The 23,626-nt window shown below is 47.0% G+C and carries 15 protein-coding genes and 2 pseudogenes; 7 read left to right on the forward strand and 10 right to left on the reverse strand.

What is annotated here, in order from left to right; genetic code table 11:
- Positions 1 to 20 precede the first annotated feature (20 nt).
- The 5 genes from AAW31_RS12780 to AAW31_RS12800 form a co-directional block, all read right to left on the reverse strand.
- Positions 21 to 1,388, reverse strand: coding sequence for an efflux transporter outer membrane subunit (locus AAW31_RS12780; protein WP_046850512.1), 1,368 nt, complete (start codon positions 1,386 to 1,388; stop codon positions 21 to 23).
- Between the two features lie 67 nt (positions 1,389 to 1,455).
- Positions 1,456 to 2,433, reverse strand: a complete 978-nt coding sequence (locus AAW31_RS12785) for an alpha/beta hydrolase (protein ID WP_046850513.1) — start codon at positions 2,431 to 2,433, stop codon at positions 1,456 to 1,458.
- A 72-nt stretch (positions 2,434 to 2,505) separates the two neighbouring features.
- A complete protein-coding gene (locus tag AAW31_RS12790; protein ID WP_052752248.1) occupies positions 2,506 to 4,785 on the reverse strand; it encodes a TonB-dependent siderophore receptor in 2,280 nt (759 codons plus the stop codon).
- A gap of 35 nt (positions 4,786 to 4,820) precedes the next feature.
- On the reverse strand, positions 4,821 to 6,122 hold the full coding sequence (locus AAW31_RS12795) for a lysine N(6)-hydroxylase/L-ornithine N(5)-oxygenase family protein (protein WP_046850514.1): 1,302 nt from the start codon (positions 6,120 to 6,122) through the stop codon (positions 4,821 to 4,823).
- 10 nt (positions 6,123 to 6,132) lie between these two features.
- Complete coding sequence (locus AAW31_RS12800) at positions 6,133 to 7,239, reverse strand: GNAT family N-acetyltransferase (protein ID WP_144412960.1); 1,107 nt, start codon at positions 7,237 to 7,239, stop codon at positions 6,133 to 6,135.
- A gap of 285 nt (positions 7,240 to 7,524) precedes the next feature.
- Here AAW31_RS12800 and AAW31_RS12805 point away from each other — a divergent pair, with 285 nt between their 5' ends.
- Together AAW31_RS12805 and AAW31_RS12810 are read left to right on the forward strand one after the other, a co-directional pair.
- On the forward strand, positions 7,525 to 9,195 hold the full coding sequence (locus AAW31_RS12805) for a cyclic peptide export ABC transporter (RefSeq protein WP_046850515.1): 1,671 nt from the start codon (positions 7,525 to 7,527) through the stop codon (positions 9,193 to 9,195).
- A gap of 14 nt (positions 9,196 to 9,209) precedes the next feature.
- Positions 9,210 to 10,478: a PepSY-associated TM helix domain-containing protein gene (locus AAW31_RS12810; protein WP_082110452.1), complete on the forward strand. Its 1,269-nt coding sequence runs from the start codon at positions 9,210 to 9,212 to the stop codon at positions 10,476 to 10,478.
- Positions 10,479 to 11,088: 610 nt separating this feature from the next.
- On the opposite strand, the gene AAW31_RS12815 is transcribed toward AAW31_RS12810, so the two are convergent.
- From AAW31_RS12815 to AAW31_RS12835, 5 genes and pseudogenes are all read right to left on the reverse strand, one after another.
- Positions 11,089 to 12,153 carry a multicopper oxidase domain-containing protein gene (locus AAW31_RS12815; protein WP_046850516.1) on the reverse strand — a complete coding sequence of 355 codons (1,065 nt, stop codon included), beginning with the start codon at positions 12,151 to 12,153 and terminating at the stop codon, positions 11,089 to 11,091.
- A 408-nt stretch (positions 12,154 to 12,561) separates the two neighbouring features.
- A pseudogene (locus AAW31_RS12820) lies at positions 12,562 to 13,737 on the reverse strand (DUF3322 domain-containing protein).
- Positions 13,734 to 17,141, reverse strand: coding sequence for an ATP-binding protein (locus AAW31_RS12825; RefSeq protein ID WP_235264372.1), 3,408 nt, complete (start codon positions 17,139 to 17,141; stop codon positions 13,734 to 13,736). The pseudogene AAW31_RS12820 and the gene AAW31_RS12825 overlap by 4 nt, the downstream one beginning before the upstream one ends.
- Positions 17,113 to 17,763 carry a DUF4194 domain-containing protein gene (locus AAW31_RS12830; protein WP_046850518.1) on the reverse strand — a complete coding sequence of 217 codons (651 nt, stop codon included), beginning with the start codon at positions 17,761 to 17,763 and terminating at the stop codon, positions 17,113 to 17,115. Before AAW31_RS12830 ends, AAW31_RS12825 begins: the two co-directional genes overlap by 29 nt.
- Before the next feature lie 2 nt (positions 17,764 to 17,765).
- On the reverse strand, positions 17,766 to 19,232 hold the full coding sequence (locus tag AAW31_RS12835) for a DUF3375 domain-containing protein (RefSeq protein ID WP_046850519.1): 1,467 nt from the start codon (positions 19,230 to 19,232) through the stop codon (positions 17,766 to 17,768).
- Positions 19,233 to 20,127: 895 nt separating this feature from the next.
- Here AAW31_RS12835 and AAW31_RS12840 point away from each other — a divergent pair.
- The 5 genes and pseudogenes from AAW31_RS12840 to AAW31_RS22860 form a co-directional block, all read left to right on the forward strand.
- Positions 20,128 to 21,684: a Fic family protein gene (locus tag AAW31_RS12840; protein ID WP_082110453.1), complete on the forward strand. Its 1,557-nt coding sequence runs from the start codon at positions 20,128 to 20,130 to the stop codon at positions 21,682 to 21,684.
- 78 nt (positions 21,685 to 21,762) lie between these two features.
- A complete protein-coding gene (locus AAW31_RS23710; RefSeq protein WP_407667752.1) occupies positions 21,763 to 22,041 on the forward strand; it encodes a transposase in 279 nt (92 codons plus the stop codon).
- Positions 22,042 to 22,124: 83 nt separating this feature from the next.
- Positions 22,125 to 22,484, forward strand: a complete 360-nt coding sequence (locus tag AAW31_RS12845) for an IS630 transposase-related protein (protein WP_046850521.1) — start codon at positions 22,125 to 22,127, stop codon at positions 22,482 to 22,484.
- Positions 22,480 to 22,950: a transposase gene (locus AAW31_RS12850; protein WP_144412830.1), complete on the forward strand. Its 471-nt coding sequence runs from the start codon at positions 22,480 to 22,482 to the stop codon at positions 22,948 to 22,950. Before AAW31_RS12845 ends, AAW31_RS12850 begins: the two co-directional genes overlap by 5 nt.
- Positions 22,951 to 22,959: 9 nt before the next feature.
- Positions 22,960 to 23,336, forward strand: a pseudogene (locus tag AAW31_RS22860) (IS3 family transposase); the annotation flags it as partial.
- Positions 23,337 to 23,626: the final 290 nt, after the last annotated feature.

Consider the following 23,626-nt stretch of genomic DNA (forward strand, 5'->3'; position numbering starts at 1 on the left):
GGATCACTGCATCTGCCTCGTTACACATCTCCACCCAGAGCCAAATAAAGATTGATGCGATTGCTAAGTAACTGCCGAGTGACAGACAAATGGGCGCTCTGTGCATTGAGTGTGCTGCGGTAACTGTCGAGTAAGGTGAGAATTCCGATCAGATTGTTACGATAAGAATAAACAGCCAATCTCTGGCTGGATTCAGTTTGTTCAACCGCTTTCCTAAGGGACGCTTCTTGTTGCCGTAGCCACTCTTCTGCTGCCAGCGCTTGTTCAACTTCGCGGAAAGCATTAAGTGCGGTATTTTTGTAAAAATTCAGTGCTTCCTCTGCGCGTGCCTGATTCCGGAAAATTTCACCTTGGATACGTCCTCCGGTAAACAGAGGTTGCATGAGTCCGACAAATACATTCCAAGCCACTGCCTTAGGGTCAATCAGTTCAGTCAGATCGCTGCTGCGCGTCCCGCCGGCAGCAGTCAGGGTAATACGCGGCAGACGCAGTTTTTTCGAGCTGGCTGTTCGGAAATCTGCAGCCTGCAGACGGTCAAATGCTGCAACTACGTCCGGTCTCCGTTCTAGTAATTCGGAAGGTAATCCAGCAGGGATATCAACAGGCAATTGCGGCAAGGCTATAGCATCTATTTCATTTCCACCCGGATAACGTCCCAGTAAAATTTCCAGGCGGCGCGTGATCATCTGTATTCTATTACGCGTTTGCTTGAGTTGCGCTTCTGCATTGGCCAAATCAGTGAGGGCCAGGCGTAAGTCGAGACCGCGCTCCAGACCTCGTTGGAAACGTCCCCGGACTAAACTCACTATAATAGTTCGATCTTTGACCGATTGCTCGACCACCTTTGCCTGCAGATTTGCTTCAACTAACTCAAAATAGCTTTGTGCTACCCGTGCTGCCAAGGACAGTTTTACTCCATAATAATCGACAGCGGTTGCATCAGCTTCCAAAACTGCAGCCTGCTGAAAATCACGTATTCTCCCCCAAACATCCAATTCCCAACTCATCCCGAACAGAACTTCAAATACATCGAATCTTGATGATCCAAACCCTGCTTCCCGAATTTGAGCTCGCTCATGTTCAGCTGTGAGAAAAAGCTGCGGCCAACGGCCTGATCCATCAATTCGTGCCTGGGCTATCGCTGCATCGACCCTTGCTGCTGCCGCTTTCAGTTCATAATTATCAGCCAGCGCATTGTCAACCAAAGCACTTAGCTGAGGATCACCAAAAGTTTCTACCCATTTAGTCGGCATCGGTTGGCCGAGTGCTTTATCCTCAACCCATTGATCTGGTATCTCTGCGCCTACTTCCTCAACATGTCGCTGCGGCAGCATGTTACAACCTGTCAGGATAAGAAAAAGGATGATGCAAATAAAAATCCTAATCACTTAATCCATCCGATTCTAGTTATAAAAATGTCTAATAAACGCTGAAGGATAAAGATGCATATCTGATCTAACAGTTATTCCGGTTTGGGTAAAACTCATTAGCGAGCGCATTAGCGATATCCTTACGTACCTGATAAGCCTCATTAACAATGCTTCCAAGACGCGCGAAATCATGCGTCATTCCAGGATAAATTCTGACGAGCGTGGAAACATCTGCAGCCTTGAGCCGATCGGCATATGCAATACCTTCATCTATCAGGGGGTCATATTCGGCTAGAATCAGAAAGGAAGGAGCGAGACCACTCAGATTACTCGCTTCAAGAGGCGCAAAACGCCAATCTTTTCGATCTGCTGCATCACGTAAATAATGAGTAAACATCCATTGCAGAGTTGTTGCTTCAAGCAGATAGCCTTGTGCAAAACGACGATGCGACTCGGTATTCTGCCATGCGCTGGTACAAGGATAAAGCAATACCTGATATACAGGTTGTGGCCAACTGCTATCACGCGATGCTAAACACAGCCCGGTTGCCAGCGTCCCACCCGCACTATCTCCTCCCACAGCAATACGTGTAATATCCCAATTATATTCAGTACCTGCTGATAACATCCACTGATAGGCATCCTGTGCATCATAAACAGCTGTCGGGAAGCGATATTCAGGTGCCAGCCGATAGGCAACATTGAGCACACAGCAGGGCGTTAATGCCGCCAAAGATCGACACAAAGAATCATGAGAATCCAGTCCGCCTACACAATATCCTCCACCATGAAAATAGAGTAATACTGGTAAAGGTCCCTTTTCTTCTGCTAACTTAATTGGCTTATAAAACCGTGCATGGATGTGCTGACCATCTCGGCATGGAATACTGATAGAGGTCACACTCTCAACAGCCATCCCAGGAACATCCAATATCTGCGTTGAAGCATCATATTCTACCCGCGCCTGCGCAGGTGTTAACTCATGCATGCTGGGTTTACTTCCGCTCATGACATTAGCTTCAACCAATTCAAGAAATGCAGCGAGATCCGGGTCAAGCGACATTCAATCTTCTCCGATAGTTAATAAAATCCAGCGCTATCGCCTGGCAAGGATACGAATACAACCTAACACCAACTAGAATCTATATTTCAAAGTTCCTACGACGGTTCGTTGTGTTCCAAGAAAAAAATTACCACCAAGATTAGACGATACATATTGGTTATTAAAAATATTGCTAGCGTTAATATTAAATAGCCAAGGTCCATAATCGTAGCGCAGCGTGGCATCGAATAAAGTAAATGCCGGGGTCGTACTGGTATTTTCCGGATCATTGTATACTCTACCGACATAACGAACGCCTCCTCCGATCCCTAATCCCCGCAGCCAATCTATGCCCAGACTCCTGAAAGAATAATCCAGCCAGGCCGAAGCCATGGTATTAGGCACTAAAATAGGCATTTTGTCTAAGTCGATATCGTTGCTTTTGGTAACGGTTACTTCCTGATAGGTAAATGAGCCAATAAAATTCAAGCCAGGTAACAGGTCAGGTAACAGCTCTGCTTTAGCTTCCAGTTCAGCGCCGCGCGAACCGATCTCGCCTGTTTGTATGCTACGAAACGGATCATTGGGATCACGTGTCAGTACATTGGTTTTAGTCAGATCAAATAATGCAAGTGTATAGAGGCTTCTGCCACCCACTGGCTGGTATTTAACCCCCACTTCATATTGAGCCCCACGCGTTGGATCAAATGGATTATTGCTGGAATCAAAACCCGGTTGTGGTAAGAATGATTGTGAATAACTCACATAAGGGGCAATGCCATTAGCAAACCGATAGGTTAAACCAGCCCGGCCGGTAAATGCATCCTGTTTGGCTTTTGTTGTGACAGCACTCAGAAGATCGTTATCAGTAGAATGAATTCTGTCATAACGACCACTTAAGGTCAGAATCCAATTGTCATCGTATCGAATTTGGTCTTGTAAATAAACACCAAATTGATTAATTTTCTGCTTGGCATGGGTACCCAAGATATCAGGCTTAGCAATCGGTAGTGAGTACACCGGATTAAGAATGTCGATGCCAGGTGTAACAGAGCCATCCTGGCTTCCTTCAAAGAATTTGAGTGAAGCATTGGTTACATTCCAGTCTACTCCTGTAAGCACCGTATGATGGACTGGACCAGTATTGAGTTTAGTCTGTAAATGGGTGTCGATTACTGTCTGATTCAGCCGTTCTCTTGTAATAAAGGCCGAACGATCCTGCAATGTAGGTTGATCAACCGTATTATAGCCGAGCGGAAAGAAATCATTAAACCGCCCGTCTTGATCCGTATGGCGAAAATTCTGTCGTGCCGTAAACATCTCATTAAAGTGATGCTCGATCTGATAGCTGAAAGAAGATTGATTTGTCGAGTATCTAACAAATTCTGGATCTACTACCAGAACATTGGTACGTCTGCCACCCGGGTCTCCTAGATAAAAAGCGGATGAATTCGTACGATTGTTAAGCACATCGCCCATGAGCGTGATAGTCGTGTTTACTGTTGGCCGCCAAGTCACCGAAGGAGCAATATAAAAGCGTCTAAGAAATGCGCGATCTCCGCCAGTATTGGGAAATTTAACCTGCGTATCCGTATCCAGTCCCAAGCTTACAAGACGGAACATCAACGTGCCATCACTGTTTGTGAATCCTAAATCGGCAGCAACCCGTTTACGGTCAAAATTGCCATACTGCAACTCTATTTCCCGGATTGGATCAGCACTGGGACGCTTGGTCACACGATTGACGATCCCCCCTGCATCACCACGACCAAATAATATCGAGGATGGTCCGCGTAGCACATCAATTCGTTCCAATCCATAGGGATCGGTAATATAAGAACCAAAAAACAAACCAGTCCCTTGATTACTCAAGCCATCACGAAAATTTGCAGTGTTCAATGCATCGAAACCACGCATGAATAGATTTTCAAAGCCACGCCCCTCAAACCCGAAGTTATCAACGGTAACACCCGGTGTATAGCGTAAAGCTTCAGTAAAATTCTGTACGCTGCGCATATCAAGCTCATCACGCGTAACCACCGAGATCGATTGCGGGATTTCAATAATCGGCGTATCTGTCTTGGTCCCAGTCATACTGCGTTTGGCAGCATAACCATTAATCTGATCAGATGCTTTGCCTTTAACTGTCACCGCAGGTAATACGGTGACATTCGACTTATCCGCGTCTGGCTCAGTTGAGCTGGCAGTAGTCTCTGACTGTGGTTTTTTTGCTTCTGCTGCTTTATCCGCTATTTGTTTTGGTTCTGCAGAACTATTGAGTGATATTGTCAATAACGCCAGTTGCACGGCTGATAATAGGATTACGTTTTTTAGTTTAATTGTTCCTTCGGGAGGCGTTATGATGCTATTCATATTAATATGCTGACTAGTTTAAGAAATATTACCTATTAAGCGAATGCTGTAGAAATTCCACGTTTTGCCTGCATAACGCTTGTTTGATTAGAGTTATTCATGAGTGCCTGAGCAATTTCGTTCGTTCGTACAGCTGTTACTGAGAGCAAGGTATCGCTCAATCCATGGCTTGATTCACAAGCACCTTGCAGAAAAACCGCTGGCTTGAAATTAGGTGTACTGCATAGTCGGTATTGACGGTCCACCGTAAAATCTCCGAAATAGGGAGTGAGTGGCGCTAACAAGGATTTGTGATGATCCCGGTGATAGCCCGTGGCAAGCACCACAGCTTCATAAGTTTCTGTTCGTTCACAATGGGTATTCATATCATGTAAAACAAACTGAATACCTTCTTGCAGGGAAAGCGCCTGCCTGACTTCATGTCGCCGCAGAAAACGATGGCGCTCGCTACCTGACACTTTCTGCCGGTAAAGCACATTGAAAATTTGTTCAATTAAAACCAGATCAGGCGCGGCATAGTTGGTATGCCAGAAGTCATTAAGGATTTCAGCGCGATCTTGCTCAGAGCTATTAAAAACAAAATCCGTGAAGTCAGCATTGAAAATCTCATTGACGAATGGACTGTCATCCGATGGCTTAATCGAGCGCGCACGCATAATCAGATCAACCTGAGTTGTCTGGAAACGATCATGCAAATCCATGAAAATTTCTGCTGCACTTTGCCCCCCTCCCACTACTGCAATCCTATTGGCTGAGGGAAATTGTTTAATCTCTTGCAGATAACTACTGGAATGAAATACACGTGGATCACCCTTGAGTGACAAGAAACTATCTGGAATTCTCGGCTGACCGCCGATACTGATTACCAAATTTCGTGCCAATCGCTCGTGCATAATTTGTTCACTATCGCGCGAACGGATACGCAGCAGCACAGTCTCCTCTCCACGTTTTTCCGGTAATATCTCGATTACTTCCTCGCCATAAGCGCAACAGTGGTCAAAATGCGATGCTGCCCATGACAGATAATCATTGAATTCATGGCGACTCGGGAAAAAGGTCTTGAGATTGATAAAATCCTGCAACCGGTTCTTTTGATGGAGATAATTGATAAACGTGAAATGACTTGAAGGATTGCGCATCGTAGCCAAATCCTTGAGAAAAGAAACCTGCATATGCGCGTTATTCAGCATCATGTTGGCATGCCAGGCAAAACTGGGTTGTTTCTCAATGAAAAAAGACTCGATGTTATAACCAGCTTGCTTTTTTTCTTGGAGCGTAATAGCAAGCGCTATATTGGATGGGCCAAAGCCAATACCGATCAAATCGTAAACTTTCATGATGAAATCCTCAGGATAAAAAAACAGAATGGAGTGGTAACGTGCTGCGTGGCACCCACAATTGTTCAGCAAAAAAGCGTTCTCGTAACAACATCCCGAGCATGGCGCGTTTATGGGGGAAATCGAACTCCTTGAGAAGCGCGTAACCGCATTGAGCAAGATTCCGCATCATCTTGTGATTGTCAGCGCGGGGTTCGATGACAATGCGCTGAGTTCTATCATCATCGAGAAATAAATAGTGGGAAATAGACGGCAGCCAAGCGGTTACGAAAGGTTTGCCTCGTAAATGGGGCTCTCCAATTAACACATGCCAGCCACGATCAAAATTTTCTACATCATAATAGGGAGCAATCCGATCTTCTTTGGCCCAATATATTTCAAAATAACCAAAAGGTTCATCATCAAGGCAAGCGATGAGATTGATCACATGTGGATCACTCTGGATACCCTCGAGGTATGAACGGTGTTTAACGAGATCACCCGTTTCCTGCCAGAATTCTGCCACAACCGGATCATTCATCCAGCGACTGAAACGTGCGAGATCGGTCGCGAGATCGACTGTTCGAAATGACAAAGTGCGCCCCAGCCACGTGATATAACGCCGATAAACTATGCCAGCTGGCTTGGGGGGCCGTAGCGGATGGCGGCGGCCATGACTAAAAACAGGATAAATTGGGTATGGCTGGGATCGCGATGAAGAAAGCCATACTCTAGCCTGCTGCCAGAATAGCCCCACATGCACAACATCTCGGCCGCTTTCAGTCTTAACCACTACCCCCGAGTTGAATAACTCACCACACTGCTTAATGGGTGCAGAGAGATATAACTTTTCCTGATTGGGGTAGTAGACCAATGCTGTTTCAATTGCCGCCAGCAATTCAGTGACATCCGGATGTGCTGTATAAGGATCAGCCCACTCTAGCGTTAATTGATCAGATTGCTTATATAAATGCCAGACCGTTCTTTTTTTATTTTCGCAACCCTGCACGCTCAATGTGGTACCTTCACAGGTAACGACGCAACGTGTTTGATCTGGGAAAGATAACAAGTTCACCGGACACATCGACTGCTCCAATAACGTCTCACAAGCTTGCTCGTTTAATTGATACCGTTCCATTTGTCTCCCAGTTAACTGATTTTGGTAAAACCCTCGTTATACTGATTGAAGACGAATGAGAAGTATTATTATTTACATATTTTATAAAATTTTAGTTATCTAGCATGTAGGGAAGAAATAGAAGATAGTTATGCCATTGATAAGCAGAGAAAATTGTCTGCAATGAGCAGCAGCTAGATGCACTGCTTTAGTAAAAATTAGTGAAAGGATGGCTATATTGGTGTTAAACATTTACCGTGACCATTCGTCTTTTTTGGTATATCTCCTCTCTTTTATGTATAAACCATGCTTAAGTATCTTATCAATCAATCCAAACTATTGCTGTTAAGTGCCTCGTTTGCTAGTATCGTGCATGGCATTTGCAGTGTACTGCTGCTTGCTCAAATCAGTGAAGCACTTACTTCGACAGCATCTGATCAGGATGAAATGGCACTCATTTTTGCAGTAACGGCACTCTGTGTCATGCTGAGTTATATGGTGGCAGCAATTCTCTTTGAACGTCTAGGGCAACGCGCACACTCCGAACTACGCAGTTTTATCGCGCAAAGAGTGATTGCTGCCGATTACCGGCAGCTCGAGCAACTCGGCGCTGCACGAGTACAATCTGCCCTTTCCGAACACTGCACACGAGTGGCTGAATTCTTTGTCAGTTTTCCGGTCATTCTTACCAACGCCGTAGTGGTCGCTGGTTGCCTGGTTTACATGGCGTTTTTATCATGGCAGGTATTCCTGCTCGCCCTCGCTGTGATTGGGTTCGGTTCACTAGGCTATCACCTCGCCCATTTACGTGCTATTAAACACCTTGATATTGCCGCCCAGGAACAAGATAACTTATTTGCCTATTTTCGTTCACTTACTGACGGCGCCAAGGAATTGCGCCTCAATCGCGATAAACGCACTGCTTTTTATGATGATGTGCTTAAACGCTCTATCGAAAAGGTACGTAAGGAGCGAACATTTGGTATGTCTGTTTTTGTAGCCTCAGCAAGCTGGGGTAATTTCCTGATTTACGCATTTATTGGTCTGGTGTTATTTTTGCTGGTAGGCGATGTACCTGATCGGACATTGATCATGACGGGCTACGCCCTGGTGTTCGTTTATATGGTAGGACCGCTCGAAGCATTACTGTTGAATATTCCACGGGCTAACCTTGCTCAGGTATCAGCCAATCATATTGAGGAAATTACGCATTCCATGTTCTCTTCTGAATCCCAGACAGACAAAACCGATCTGCCGCCTCTGCAATCTATTGCATTACAGAGGGTGTTGCACCGTTACTATCATGAGCAAAAGGATGAAATGTTTACGCTCGGACCAATTGATTTACAGTTCTGTCCGGGTGAAATCACTTTTCTGATCGGAGGCAATGGCAGTGGTAAAACGACCTTGGCAAAATTGCTGGTGGGACTCTATCCACCAGAAGAAGGTAGCATCAGCCTTAATGGCAAAGCTATCGATGATACAAACCGTGATTACTACCGACAGTTCTTTACCACTATTTTTTCCGACTTTCACCTTTTTGAGCGGCTGCTTGAAACGGATCATGGCAACGATTTGGATCAAAGGGGAAATCAGCTATTAGCTAAACTTCATCTGCAAAATAAAGTAAAAGTCCAGGATGGCGCCTTTACCACGCTCACCTTGTCGCAAGGACAACGTAAACGTCTCGCGTTAGTGATCGCTTATCTGGAAAACAGACCCTTCCTGGTATTCGATGAATGGGCAGCCGATCAGGATCCAGCATTTAAGGAAATCTTTTATTATGAATTGCTTCCAGAATTGCGCGCGATGGGTAAAGCCATCCTGGTTATTTCACATGACGACCGCTACTTCCATTTAGCCGATCGTGTGCTACGCATGGAAAATGGCCGTTTGATCTTTGATCATCGAAAAGCAACCAATACCCAAGCTGAAATAACCACACCCTCTGTGGTGACTGCCAATAGTGTCACTTAACATCATGAAAAAACATGAAAAAATTTGTTGAATCCACGATAACTGCTGATATCACGCAGCAGGAAAAACAGCCCAGCAAATCCAGAGCAAGTCGCCAACTACTCACACTATTGCACCGCTGGGCGGGTCTCTTTCTGGCATCCTTCCTATTCATTTCAGGATTGACTGGCGCTATTATCTCTTGGGATCATGAGCTGGATGAGTGGCTTAACCCTCAATTATTCGAACGACAAAGTCAGGGAAATCCGCTTCCACCCTTGACGCTCGCTAACCAATTCGAAGCATCTCATCCCAAAATTCTGATTACCTGGCTACCGTTGTCCCTGGAACCCGATCAGAACCTTGGGTTAAGTGTAAACTCTCGCCTTAATCCTGATACTGGCAAAGCATATGAGCTGGATTTCAATCAAGTGGCACTTGATCCCGTAAGTGGCGAAGTACGCGGTACCCGCATGTGGGGTGAAGTCTCACTCAGCCGGGAAAATTTCTTGCCCTTCCTGTATAAATTACACTATAGCATGCATATCCCGGATGCTTTTGGACTGGAATTAGGCATATTGTTTATGGGCATACTGGCGATGGTATGGTCAATCGATTGCTTCATTGCACTCTGGATCTCGTTTCCCCATTTTCAGGCATGGCGCAAATCATTTGCTTTCCGCTGGCAGCAAGGCGGTTACAAACTGAATTTCGATGTGCATCGCTCAGGTGGGGTGTGGTTATGGGCTTGTTTATTGATACTTGCCGTAACCGCTATTTCTATGAACCTTAAACAGGAAATCATGCGCCCTCTGGTCTCTGTCTTTTCCACCCTCACCCCAGATCCGTTTGCGCACCGTACCCCCAGGCCACATGATGAGCCGATCGAACCTTCGATCACACGGCATGAAATCATTCAACTCGCCACGACAGAAGCGCAAAGAAGAAATTGGAACATTCCGCCAGGTGGCATGTTTTATGAACCAGAGTATGGCATTTATGGTGTAACATTTCATGAGCCAGGTCAAGATCACGCAAACTTTGCTCTCGGTAATCCTTGGCTTTATTTTGATGGCCAGGACGGATCCTTTCTCGGTGACAATATCCCGGGGGCAGGCAGTATGGGCGACCTATTCTTGCAAGCCCAGTTTCCCTTGCATTCCGGTCGCATCCTTGGCTTGCCTGGACGTATCCTGGTTTCCTTGCTAGGAATAGCAGTCGCAATAGTGTCCGTAACAGGAGTGATTATTTGGCAGAGGAAACGTTGTGCGCGTGCGAGAATCATTAGAAATTACTGTAAATAGTCTTTATTTATTAACGTGAGTTCGACATAAGAATCATCACATAACAGCTGGATAGTTTGAGGAAGCTTGATATACGGATGTGTGCATGTCTAAAGACCAGCATCAATTCATCTCGCATCATTACATGATGGAAAGACAAACCAATCATAGGTGATTTTAAATGTTGTGCTGCACTGGCTTATTGTCTCCAAAAATGTCCGCCAAATTATGGAGCATGAGCTAAGCTATAAAACTATTTTAGAGCACCAGCGAGTAGCTTAAGCTTTCCAGGTAACGCAAGAAATCGTCTGATCGCACGCAAATAGTAGTGAGTGTTGAATAAAAATTATATTTTTTATGCCATGCCTCACAAAGAATACAATCTGGGGCTTTTTAGATGCATGGTTTCATTGCATTTATACAAAGATAAAGTTAGGTAACTTGAAGATAAAAAAATGAGGATGCCGAACTGGCACTCGCTATAGGCCTCAAGGATAAAGAATGTACAGTAACTTAAGAATAACCTGGTGAGGCCAATAGCTCACCAGGTTATATACGAGCATAATAAAGTTAACACAAATTTTTCGACCCGATTTGCAAAATCTTTACTATTTTCTGGTGGCCGTCATTTTTATTCGACCGTAAAAGTCGTTGACATGCCAGCACTGATGTGATCATTGACATGGCAATGATACATCCACTCGCCCTTGACATCTGGCTGCATATCCAGCGTTTTGGTAGCTGCTGGCAACACTTCAGTTACATCCAGGCGGTTACCATTATGCAATAAAGTGGCGCCATGCCAATGCGGCGTATGAAGATCGACCTCGCTCCCCATGCTTATGATATACCAGCGTACCCGTTCTCCAGTGCGCATCACATAACCTTTATTATTGCCATAAAGCAATCCATTGATTCCATGCTTCAGATTACTTTCCTCAAATTCTTCGCTTTTCGGGTCACAAGAACCAGTGCAAGTGGAAAGATTAATATCTTTATATAAGCTGGCGTTCTCATCAAATACCGTAAAAAGAGAAATAAATTCACGATCTACATCCAGTGGTTTCTCTTTATGGCTTGAGATAATGATCGGGCCAATTAGCCCGGCGTTGGTATCGGCAGGTTCATTGACGTGACCATGGTAAACCCATGCGATGGAAGAAGGATCATTTGGACCAGGACCGGCACGCTCTGGAACCTCCCAAATATAAGTGTGCTCCCCTCCCGGTTCCACGATCCCACCAGATTTATGCTTATCATCTGCTGAATGGGCAGCGCCTTCGTGTGACTTGGAATAACGCACGCCATGTGGATGGATACTTGCCGGAAAACGGGTATTGTTTTTAAAATGAACCGTAATTCTGTCTCCCACGGCTGCCCGAATGACAGGCCCAAGTATACCAAGATGCTCCTCCTCAGCGACGCGCGGTTTTACCGCACCAAACCCGGCGGTATATTCCCGATAGACCGACTTTAAATATCGCCGGCCAATTCCTTGCTCGACGAATACACGCTCTTCCGCAGTAAATTCATTGCCTGTCATCGAATTAACAGGAAATGAAGGTGCATAATCCCACACTACTTCATCCGCTGCTATCCAATAAACTCGGTTTCCACCGTTAGCCCAAACAGGATTGCTGATAAATATAGTCAGCATCAAAACTGAAACAAGTGAAATAATTTTATTTTGCAACATCGAATAATCCCTCCTTAAATAGAGAATCTAATGATTAAAGCAATGTATTATTTGTTGAATTGATGCATTTCATTCTTTGAAGAGCAACAGAAATAGCGATTGTTAATGATAATGAATATTATTTAGCTTTACAAATTAAATTAGTAGTAATGCGATTTCTGTATAACTGTATTTCTAGAGCTCTTTTGTGTATGTGTGGCTCATAAAATGAAACACTTAAAAATACCGAGTAACGTGAGTTCGACATAAAGAGCATGCCACTACAACAGGAAGAGTTTGAGGATGTCTGATATTTGGGAAGGTTTCTTCTCATGAATAATGGTGAAACTCTTTTCCAAAATCCATTTATCATAGGGAATTCAGACCCCTTTTGCTGCTTTTCTTATCCCGAACTCACGTTAACTAAAATTACCTGAGCGCAGCCAGCGCTGCTTTCACCCAATCAAAGCCGATGCGTTCCTGTTCCAGCCGCAAATTCTTGCGCAAGCGGTTATCGCGTAAATCATCGTACAGCGCTTTCTCTTCCGGTGTCAGACGCGACAATTCCCGGCCCGTGGGTTGAGTCTCTATCCCCCACTGTGCTTCGAATGCCAGTAAGGTGGCGCGGTCCATTAGAAACGAAGCAACATGCTGGAACTGACTGCGCAGTTGATCAAGCATAGCAAAGCCATGGGTATCAATATCCCCCCAATAGTAAATACGACAATTCTCTAACTATGTTTTCTTGCGCAACATTTCGAAGCCGTAGCCTGCACCGAAGATAATCAAGCTGTGTTCGATATTGGGGAAAGCCAAAAAATTGATCTCATTTTCAGTGATGAAGACGCGCGACAATTTTGGATTGAGCCGGGCAAAACTGTCGGTATCCAGCGAAATATCTCGTTCACCTACCTCGGGTAACAAAGCATGGGTTCGATCCAGAACACGGAAGCGAATACACAGCGGTTTATCCAAAAAGCCGTAACGCTGTGCAAATTGGTTGGTGCCAGAAGCAATGGGATCAATTGCTTCGGCTGGCAGCACGAGGTCGAGCAATTCGCCGAGCACGCCACGATGGTGCTCGATAAATTTGCTGTGTACTCCTGGGATATCGACTTGCCTGAGATAAACGCCAGGACGCGGATGGACTTTGAGCCAGGCAACAATGGCCAGCAAGCGCTGCCATTTATCGACCAACTCCAGCGCACGCTGCGGCTTTTTAGCGAGCCAATCCAGCAATTCTGGCTGTTGTTGGCGTGTCATCATAACCAGGTCAGTGAAATGGGCAGCTTCGCGTTGCTTGCTGATCAGGCTCAAGGCATCCCCGACTGTGTCGATCCAGACCTCATGGGGGAGCGTGTTAGTGCCGAATAGCCGGTGCTTGAATTCGCGCATTTCCAGTCGGCAGCGCGGCATCTTCCTGAGTGCTTCGATCCAGACGCGCACCTCGCTAAAGTATTCTACTATTTCCGTTGAGGTGGGGCGCTTGAGAGATAAACGCCGCGGGAATAAGGGTGCACCCGTGACAAGACTGGCCAAAATCTCTCCGCGCTCCCATAGCTTATGTAGTTGCGCGCGTAGATCAGCTGGCGTGGTCCAGTTCATCCCGTCATCCTTGCCTTTTCTTGTTGGTATGCTTCGATCGAGAGATTGCGCAATTTGGAGGTACGGCCATCTTCGTTATGAACAAAACCAACACTGGAGACGAAAGGCTCGATGATGTGGATTTTTTGCAAGGGAGTGACGATGAGCAGTTGCAAATTAAGCTGGGCAAACAAGCGCAAGCCATATTGCGCTGACTCGTCCGAACCTCGCCCGAACGCCTCGTCGATCACGACAAAGCGAAATGAGCGCGAGCGCACTGCTCCCCATTCCAGACCAAACTGATAAGCCAAGCTCGCGGCCAAAATGGTATAAGCCAGTTTCTCTTTTTGACCGCCAGATTTGCCGCCCGAATCAGAGTAATGTTCATGTTCACTGTCGTCCTCGCGCCAGCGCTCGCTGGCAGCAAATAGAAACCAGTTGCGCACATCGGTAACCTTGGCTGTCCAGCGCCGGTCCTGCTCGGCTAATCCTTGTCGGCCACGAAAGCGTTCGATGATGTGTCGAACTTGCAAAAATTTAGCTTCGGAATATTGACTATCATCAGATCCGGTCAAAGCCCCTTCGGTGCAAGCGCGCAACTCGTTTTGAAAATCGCGGATATCGGCATCCAGCGTTGACTGGGCTTCCAGGATGATGTAGCGGCCTGGGTTGTAGTCGATGTCGGTCAGTGATTCATTTATGTAGGCAATCCTCTCCTTGATCGTTTCCCGTTCGCGCACCAATTGCGAGTGAAAATTCGCTACTTCCCGTATCGTGTTCTCGTTAAGTAATTCCTTGAAGCGCGCCTCAAATCGTGGCAGATCGTCGCTTTGGAGATGATGCAACATATTACGGTATTCGAAAGCCGCTTCAATACTGGCATCGATCTCTGCAGTCTCCAGCTTGAATTCTTCTTTATAGGAAGTCATTGCCTTGATGATCCGCTCTGCCAGCGAACTGAGCGTGCTGGATTTGCTATCGATCTGCTTTTGCAGCCAGTCGCGCATGTCACGTTCACGTGAATCGCAGGACTCGATCGTGAGCGGCTGCTCACCCAGCGCCTGGCTGCGCATCGTGTCAAGCAGCTCGAAGTAGGCAGCGTGAGTAGCCTGCGCCGAATCATCCACGAGCGCTTGTGTCTGCGCACGCAAAACCTCGGTATCGCTTTTTTTCTGCTCGATTTTGGAGCGCTTGTCCTTGTGCACCTCGAGCTGGCTTTCTGTTTTCTGCAAGGCTGCCACGGCTTGATTTAGCCGTTCAGTCAATTGTTTAAGCACATCGGAAGTCAATTCCAGCTTTAACTTTTCATCCTGTAACTTTGCGAGTTCCACGGCAACCAATTGCCAGTCGAGTTCACCAAAATCAGTATATTCATCCAATTTCGACAACGCGGTCAGCCGTGCCTTGAGTATGCTCTGCTCAGCCTGGATTTTGCTGATGAGGCTAGCCAATTCGCCAAGCTGCCTCTCCAGCTTTTTTGCTTTGGTTTCGAGTACAGCGATCTTGGCCGCATTGCTCCAGCCCAGTACATAGCGGCTGCGGTCATTGAGCCGATGGCGATCGTCTTTTTCATGGCGCTCGCCGGGCGCTTTAATCTGTCCCGTACGCGTGATGGCACGCGTCTCGCGCCGAAACTGCTCTTGTGTGGTGCAGCAGGCAAGGTCAAAACGGTGGGACACCTCCCGTTCAAGCCAATCATAGAAAGGCGAGTCAGGTTTGATCACCAGCTTGCGTGCGAGCGAATCCCGGTGCAAATCTGGAGGTTTGTTGCGAGCACTTGCTCGTACCCGGAAATAAACCAGGCGTCCCTGTAAATGGGTATTATCCACCCAATTTACCACAGCAGGATAATGCTCATCCGGCACCAGCAACGACAAACCAAAGTTGCGCAACAACCGCTCTACTGCGCCTTCCCAGTCGCGCTCATCATCACGTATTTGCAGTAACTCGCCAGCAAAGGGCATCTTCTCCTCAGGCAAATCCAGCGCCTGGCAAAGGGCAGTACGCAGGGTGATTTGTTCGGCCGGGACATTGCTGCGCCTTGCTTTTAAGCTGATGATTTCGGCAGTCAGAGCATCATGTTCCTGCTTGCTTTGGCGCAAGCTGACGCCATACTCGGTCAAATCATTTTGCAGCTGGACATCGCGTGTTTGTGCTGTTTCCGCCAGCGCCGCCAAGCGTTGTCGTTGAGCAAGAAAATCGACCTCATTCTCAGCAGGCATATCATCAATCGTACGCACCAGTTCGGCATAACGCTGCGCTTTGCGCTCCCGCAGCTGGCGTTCCTGCTCTTTTTGATGGATCTCAAGGGCCAACCGTTCCAGGCGCTCGCCGCCGTTATCAGCAATGCTGCGGTTGAGTTCATCCACTTCTGCGCGCTGAGTATCACGACGTGCTTCACTACGTTTGACCAGGGCATCCTGATTCATCCATTCAATGGCTAAGGCTGCAAGTCGGTTTTCCAACAAGTCGAGCTTAAGGCTGGCAAAATAGGGTTTAAGCGCCTCGCGACAGGCACGGCGTTCTTCAATCTGTGCACGCAATGCGGCATGCTGTTCACAGTTGGCGATCAGTGGGGTGAGCAATTCCACTTGGCGTTTCGCTTTCAGCACAGCTTCATGGGCGCGACTGAGGTCATCGAAGTGAGAAAGTAGCGCCGTGATGCGTGGCGCAACGTCGAAAGGTTCCAGCATGTGGTTGCGGACGAAATCGGTCAGATTACCTATCGATTTCATCGATACTGTTTGATGAAACAGCTCTAGCGCCTGTTCGTTTTCGATGCCAAAGCGGCGGCGAAACCAAGCGCCGTAGGGTGGAAAGCTTTCAAATAGTTCGACATCCCGGTTCTCGTTTCCAGCGCGCAGTTTTTTGCGCAACTGCGCAATATCGGAGCCAAACTGGGAAAAATCGGTGATGATCGATAAGGCATGTTCCGCGCAGACATAAAAGCGTGCAGGTTGCCCTTGCCCATCCTTCATCCAAAATACTTGCGCCAGCGTGATCGTCTGGTCGTAGCCCACATTATGAAATACCCCCAGAATCACTGAATAGTTGCTGGCATCGCGTAGTGCCACCGGTTTGGCACTCACCCCCATCTCACTGCGCTCGGATTTGTAATGCCCAAGTACATAGGAACGCAATGTGCGCTCCTTGTTGTCAGCACCGGCTGCCTTGTTGTAAGCGATGCGATGCGCAGGAACCAGCAGGGTCGTGATTGCGTCGACCAGGGTGGATTTGCCCGAACCGATATCGCCAGTCAGCAGACTGTTTTTGCCATTGAGTTGCAAGTTCCACACGCGACTATCGAAGGTCCCCCAGTTGAATACTTCCAGACGCTGCAAACGGAAGCCCGATAGAGTATCATCGGCCACAAAATCAAATTCCAGGGGTTGTCGTTCAGCCATCGCTACTTTCTCCATGTTCATTTGCAAGATATGCCTGGTAGTCTGCTAGCCGTGCATCGAGATTTGCCAACCATTGAGCATCGACAAACGCCTTGAGGATGCGCTTTACTTCGAACACTACGGCTTGTTTGCCAGGAGATGCAGTAACCGGTTTTAGCCGGCGCAGGAATCCCAGTTCCACGATCTTGTTGATATACGTTTCAATCTGATCGATTAAGCGCGCCTCATTGCTCCTTTCAGGCAGGAATACTCGCATCAGCTCGACGATCTCCTCACGGTTGAGCATCAATCGCGTATCGCTGCCACCCGCATCGAATTCAGCCAGCTTCTTGCGCAATAGTGCCAGCAATAAACTTACCGGAAACGACAACGGTCTTCTGGCGATCAGCCGTGGCAGCTTGGGAGCTGCGTCATCATCCGGTTCTTCTTTACGCGCACGCAGAAAGGCGTAACCCTCGGCTTCATCCAGCACCAATTCCAACCCCAGCACGCCCACATAGTCTCGCACGCGTGCTTGGAGTTGTAACAGGGCATGCCACAGAATGGCATCATTTTCCTGATAAATCACGCCTTTGAGTAACGGAATGACCAGTGCTGACAAGTCATAGTCAGTTGTGGTATTTTCAATGGTTGGTTCTGTCATGGCTATTTTACAAAAATTACGCGCGGCACACGCGCTTGCTTGATCTTTTCTTCACCTGCCGTGTCGGTGCCTGGCCAAACGATCGTTTCGGTCACTTCTTCATCCACCACGGTCTTGAAGGAATTGCTGGCAAGTTCCAGGTAAGCTACCAGTTCCGCCAGTCCATGCTGGAGTGGCTGCAGCTCGCACAGCTTGCCTAACGTGATTTGGGAGCGATCCTGTAAAGCATGGCGGATATGTCGCGTCAACCGTCCTTTGTCGATCAGCACTTGTGAGTACAACGCTTGCATTGACCCTGCCTCACTTTCTTCAATATCGCCTGCTTGCAGTTCGATCTCTGCGATAGCCGTTTTGGCACTGACTGTGTACAACGGCCGTTCCATTGGTAGCTCGATGGTAGCAGCCATGTCGATAATGTCCATTATCTCACCTGGCGGAGGTGATTCCCGCAGTGCCAGCGCCTTGACTTCCAGTCCGTGTAAGATATCCATGATGCGACGGTTTTCCAGCCAAGCTTGATCATCCAGAAAGCGCCGCAACTGTTGCGAGAGTTGGGCGACTGTACGCTGCGTGTGCTCCCCTGCTTCCAGCCAGTCATAATGTATCCGGCGAGTGCGGACGTCTGGTTTGAGTTCAGTGACCGGTGGCAAGGATAAAACGCGTTCGAGCAAAGCCGTAAGTTCCTCCTGACGACTGCTTGACATCAGAAAATCCCAGAAAGCACGAAAACTGCGCCCCTGATCCGAATCGGCAATGGCATCGCGTTCACCCATGATTTCTTCTAATAAAGCGCCTTTGGCGCCTTCCCATAGCGCAATGCGTTCGCGCACGCGTCGATCTAAACTGCGAAAATTGTGCTCCACTTCGCGGAAATCGGCGAGCAACTCTCGTGCCAATTGCGTGAATTGTTGAAAGCGCTCTTTTAGCGCGGTATTGTCCAACAGCGAAATGTCGCCAGCTTGCACGCGCGCAATCTCGGCATCGATCTCATCACGGCGTTTGTTTAATTCGGCAATACGTGCCTGCGGATCGGTTTCGCTGCCTTCACTCATTTGTTTAAGTAACTCAAACAAGGTAAGCAGGCGCGATTCCGTGCCGACAAAACTGCGCTCGATCAGCGTGGCTAACCAAGCAATGGCTTTTTCACTGGCTGGGGTCAGATCGAAATGTGGCTCATCCGACCCACTGGTGTAGAATTTGCGCAACCAGCCTTTCTCAGTACTGGCCCAGTCATTGAGGTACTCCAGTGCAGCCTTGGGAAATGCGTCTGCTCCTAATCGTTCGCGCAGAGCAAACAACTCATCTTCCAGCGCCTCCGACAAATCCGCTTGCGCCATCACGCGCACATTGGGCACGATGAAGACGCGCTGTAAAAAGCTCGCCACCAATGGTGCGTGATCGGAGCGCAGTAAACGCCAGGCCGGATGGTTCTGACGCAGCAAATCAAAGGTAGCGTAATCAAGAGTCATTGAAGCATGATAGAAATCGTAGTTCAACCGTTCAATCAGGAAGCTACATTTGGAAAATTGCGCAGAGGGTATGTTTGTGGGGTTTCACTTCGTAAATGTATGTCCACCTCCTTAGGTACCCGTAGAAAGGCACAAAAATTATAACCTCAATACCTTAATTGACAAAAACTAGTTTCCCGATTTTCTAAACTCGTTTAATCCAAACAAGTTCATATTACACTACTACCAGCACCCTATGGTTTCCTGTGTGCGTTACCAGTGTAAACAGCATATCAAAACAAAATACTGAATTTATCGGTTTGTTACACAAAATATCGCATGGCCATGCCATCCAATCGCGCTTTAATCCTCTCCCACTGTGGCATCTCCTGCTTTATTTGCAGAAGGTGCACTCAGGAACAAAGCCTTTCATGACGATGTAATGAGCCGAGGAAGGAAATGCCTGGCCTGTAATCGGTGTTTTAATCATGGCGAGGCTGCTGTTTTTTCTAGGGTCGAAAAGCACCATCATTGTTGTTTGCGACTTTGCATTAGCCAAATCCTTGCTTAGAGTTCAAAGGATATTTACAAGCCAGTCGAAAAAGGTGAATTCCCACATGTGCCGCGGATTGCAGGCAATGTAAGATTGATCATCCCGAATATTATGGAAGCTGCATCAAAAAAATCTTTCCCGTTTACAGCCAGCGTCATGAAGATATTTACGAAGTTGAAAGCTATCTGCTCATAAAGCTGAGTAATAAATTACTGGCTGAATTTATGCAGGTCGCATCAGAACATAAAGAGTAATTAATTTTCATGAAAATCCTTATAATAAATTATTTTTCATGGGCTGTGATCGTTTTTCATGATACTGTTACACTGGCAAGCATAAAATCACAAAGAGCAACTGTTTTTCATGAAAAACAAAAAAAATAATCGATTTTCAGAAGAAGTGAGTATTTTTCAGGAAAGACGCTTGCCTGAAAAGGCGATTCTTGCTGGATATTCTGCTCTGATCAATGCTTACGATTTGGCCGTACCTTTGCCGCACAAATTGTCTGCCATAGGTGCACGTCATAAAATTTATGAAGAAGATGATTGGTATATTTATACGCCTCGCCACATGCCTGAGGCTTCCATCGAAGGACATCTCGTTTTTGCCCTGAAATATGAAGGGCTCGACCTGGCTGTTTTGAAACGGCTTTTTGAAGCCGTTACTCCGGAAGAAATTGAGCATATCATCAAAACAAAGCCTACCAGCAGTTACACCCGGCGTCTCTGGTTTTTATATGAATGGCTTCTGGGTCGGGAGCTGGATTTGCCTGATGCTAAAACCGGCTCATACATCGATATTGTCGATTCGAAGCAGCAATGGGCAATTCATGGCATTACATCTACACGGCACAGGGTACGTAATAACTTGCCAGGTACACGGGCTTTCTGCCCGCTGGTTTTTCGCACGAAAACAATCGAACAGTACGTGGCCAGCAATCTTGCTGAGCGGGCACAGGAAGTCGTAGGCAGAATTTCTGCCGATATCCTGGCTCGAACAGTAGCTTTCCTGCTGCTCAAAGATTCTAAATCCAGCTACGCGATTGAAGGGGAAGCGCCGCCACAAAACCGAATCCAAAGATGGGGGCGGGCTATAGGTGAAGCAGGACGAAGGCCTCTCGATCTGGATGAATTACTGCGCCTTCAACGTATAGTTATTGGTGATAGCAGATTTATTACAATGGGCCTTAGAACAGAGGGCGGATTTGTTGGTGAGCATGAGTTCGGAACGCGCTTGCCTCTGCCGGAGCATATCAGTGCCCGGCCAGAAGACCTTCCTGACCTCATGCGGGGTATGATTGATTTTGACCGCTATTATGCTGGAGAATTGGATGCTGTTATAGCCGCTGCCATTCTTGCTTTCGGTTTTGTTTATATTCATCCGTTTGAGGATGGGAATGGGCGGCTTCACCGTTATTTAATTCATCATGTTCTGGCGCAACGCGGTTTTAACCCGGCGGGAGTTATATTCCCAGTGTCAGCAAGCATTTTAGAGCGAATTGATGAATATCGCTTAGTTCTGGAAAGTTATTCAAAACGATTACTTTCCTTCATTGAGTGGGAACCTACGAAAAAGATGAACGCACATGTTCTGAACGACACAGGGGATTTTTACCGTTATTTCGATGCTACGCCGCATGTGGAATTCCTCTATGCCTGTGTTGAAAAAACAATTGATTTCGATTTGCCACGGGAAGCAGATTTTCTTAAACGCTGTGACCTTTTTAAAACGCGCGTGGAATCTTTCATTGAAATGCCCGATTCTATGATTGATCTACTGTTCAACTTTTTGAAACAAAATAACGGGCATTTATCAAAACGGGCAAAAGAAAAAGAATTTGCTGCTCTTACGGCTGGTGAAGTGGACTATATTGAGAAAAACTACGCTGAAATATTCCAGAATGCCTATGAGGTATGCTGAGTTTTATGGAGTCCAAAGTTTCATAAAATATAGACATGAAATGGAGGATATAGATGGAACAATTACCCCGAACACGATATAGCCAGGAATTTCGCGAGCAATCGGTCAAGTTTTTTTAAAGAAAGTGGATTAACTCTGGTTGAAGCAGCAGAACGATTATCTTTACCTAAAGGAACGTTAAAGAACTGGGTTTATGCTGACCGGCAAGGCGAGCTCATAACTGTAGGTAAAAAGCAGAACTTACTGACTGAGCTTGAACTGGAGTTATCCAGGATCAAACGTGAGCTGGCAGAAGTGAAGATGGAGAGAGATTTCATAAAAAAGTGTGCGGCCTATTTCGCGAAGGAGTCGCGGTGAGATACGGCATGATTGATACGCTGCGACAGCAATATCCGGTTGCACTTATAGCATGTCCCCTATAAATTGATTATAATTTACAGATGACCTATCCGATATTATTTCGCCGTAAAGTATTATCCGTTCGTGAGAAGGAGAACCTCTCAATGGCGCAAGTGGCCAAGCGTTTTGGTGTAGGGGTCGCCAGCGTGATGCGTTGGATCAAAACTCCCGATCCCAAGACCACCCGCAACAAACCTGCCACCAAGATCAACATGGAAATGTTGGCGCAGGACATCAAGAATTATCCGGACGCGTATCAGTACGAGCGCGCCAAACGGTTGGGTGTCAGCAAGCAAGGCATTAACCATGCTTTAAAGCGTCTGGGCGTGACTTATAAAAAAAAGCCTGTGTCACCCCAAAGCCAGCGAAAAAGAGCGGCGTATCTTCCAGCAAAAAATTGAAGACTATGAGCGAGCAGGCCGCGTTATCGTCTACCTTGATGAAAGCGGCTTTGCGCACGACATGCCACGCACGCATGGCTATGCGCCAGTGGGTGAGCGCGTCCATGGCGTAAAAGACTGGCATGCACGAGGTCGAACCAATGTGATTGGCGCTCTCATCGGAAAGACGCTGCTGACCATAAGTCTGTTCATCGCCAATATCACCGCTGACATTTTCTATGCGTGGATAACACAGGACCTTTTGCCTAAACTTCTGCCCGCTTGCGTGATTGTCATGGACAACGCAACCTTTCATAAACGGCAGGATATCCAAACCGCCATTGCCAATGCCGGGCATACACTTGAATACCTGCCGCCTTATTCCCCTGACTTAAATGACATTGAACCCAAATGGGCTCAGGCCAAAGCCATCAGAAAAAAGGAAGGTTGTTCCATCGAGCAGCTCTTTGCCGCTTATGAAATTTAAATCATTTTATATGGGATCTGCTATATGTGCCGTGTACTCGATGTTTCAGAGAGTGGTTTTCATGCCTGGAATACTCGCCCACCTTGTGAGCGTGAACAGAAAAATGCACGGCTGGTAATAGAAATACTGGCAGCACACCAACGCACCCGCGAGACCTACGGCGTGAAACGCTTGCATAGTGAGCTGGTAGATCAGGGGGCCAAATTACAGCATACCGTGTTCGAGCGCTTCGCAAGAAGCTAAATTTGCGTTGTAAGCAAAAGCGTAAATTCAAGGTCACGACCGATTCTAAACATCATTTACCGTTCGCTCCTAATATTTTGAAACGAGAGTTTGCTGTTAGCGCACCTGGCAAAGCGTGGGTCAGCGATATCATCTATAGTGCGCCCATCCTTCGAAGGCGTTATTGATGACGTTGACGAAGCTTGAGCATGTTTGGAATGTATTTTAATCATACTGTAATGAATGGAATACCCGTCTTCTGCTATGAGAAGGCGCGAGGCGAAGTCGTTAAGCCAAGATGCGTCTCCAGGCTGAGTATTGGAAGGTGGAGGAACACGAACCGATTAAACCGCGTCTGTGGGTTGAAATGTCACCACCACCTACACGGCTTAACAGGTGGTATACAAATTGGAACGAACCATATGTAGGGGCTCGTTCCCAAATGCGACTGCAC

It is taken from the genome of Nitrosomonas communis (genome assembly GCF_001007935.1).
GTDB lineage: Bacteria > Pseudomonadota > Gammaproteobacteria > Burkholderiales > Nitrosomonadaceae > Nitrosomonas > Nitrosomonas communis.

What these genes read in the sequence shown, in the direction of transcription:
- AAW31_RS12835 (WP_046850519.1), bottom strand. Translation starts at nt 19,232, where the DNA reads ATGACTCTTGATTACGCTACCTTTGATTTGCTGCGTCAGAACCATCCG.
- AAW31_RS12830 (WP_046850518.1), bottom strand. Translation starts at nt 17,763, where the DNA reads ATGACAGAACCAACCATTGAAAATACCACAACTGACTATGACTTGTCA.
- AAW31_RS12800 (WP_144412960.1), bottom strand. Translation starts at nt 7,239, where the DNA reads ATGGAACGGTATCAATTAAACGAGCAAGCTTGTGAGACGTTATTGGAG.
- AAW31_RS12815 (WP_046850516.1), bottom strand. Translation starts at nt 12,153, where the DNA reads ATGTTGCAAAATAAAATTATTTCACTTGTTTCAGTTTTGATGCTGACT.
- AAW31_RS12845 (WP_046850521.1), top strand. Translation starts at nt 22,125, where the DNA reads ATGACCTATCCGATATTATTTCGCCGTAAAGTATTATCCGTTCGTGAG.
- AAW31_RS12805 (WP_046850515.1), top strand. Translation starts at nt 7,525, where the DNA reads ATGCTTAAGTATCTTATCAATCAATCCAAACTATTGCTGTTAAGTGCC.
- AAW31_RS12795 (WP_046850514.1), bottom strand. Translation starts at nt 6,122, where the DNA reads ATGAAAGTTTACGATTTGATCGGTATTGGCTTTGGCCCATCCAATATA.
- AAW31_RS12840 (WP_082110453.1), top strand. Translation starts at nt 20,128, where the DNA reads ATGAAAAACAAAAAAAATAATCGATTTTCAGAAGAAGTGAGTATTTTT.
- AAW31_RS12785 (WP_046850513.1), bottom strand. Translation starts at nt 2,433, where the DNA reads ATGTCGCTTGACCCGGATCTCGCTGCATTTCTTGAATTGGTTGAAGCT.
- AAW31_RS12825 (WP_235264372.1), bottom strand. Translation starts at nt 17,141, where the DNA reads ATGAACATGGAGAAAGTAGCGATGGCTGAACGACAACCCCTGGAATTT.
- AAW31_RS12810 (WP_082110452.1), top strand. Translation starts at nt 9,210, where the DNA reads ATGAAAAAATTTGTTGAATCCACGATAACTGCTGATATCACGCAGCAG.
- AAW31_RS12790 (WP_052752248.1), bottom strand. Translation starts at nt 4,785, where the DNA reads ATGAATAGCATCATAACGCCTCCCGAAGGAACAATTAAACTAAAAAAC.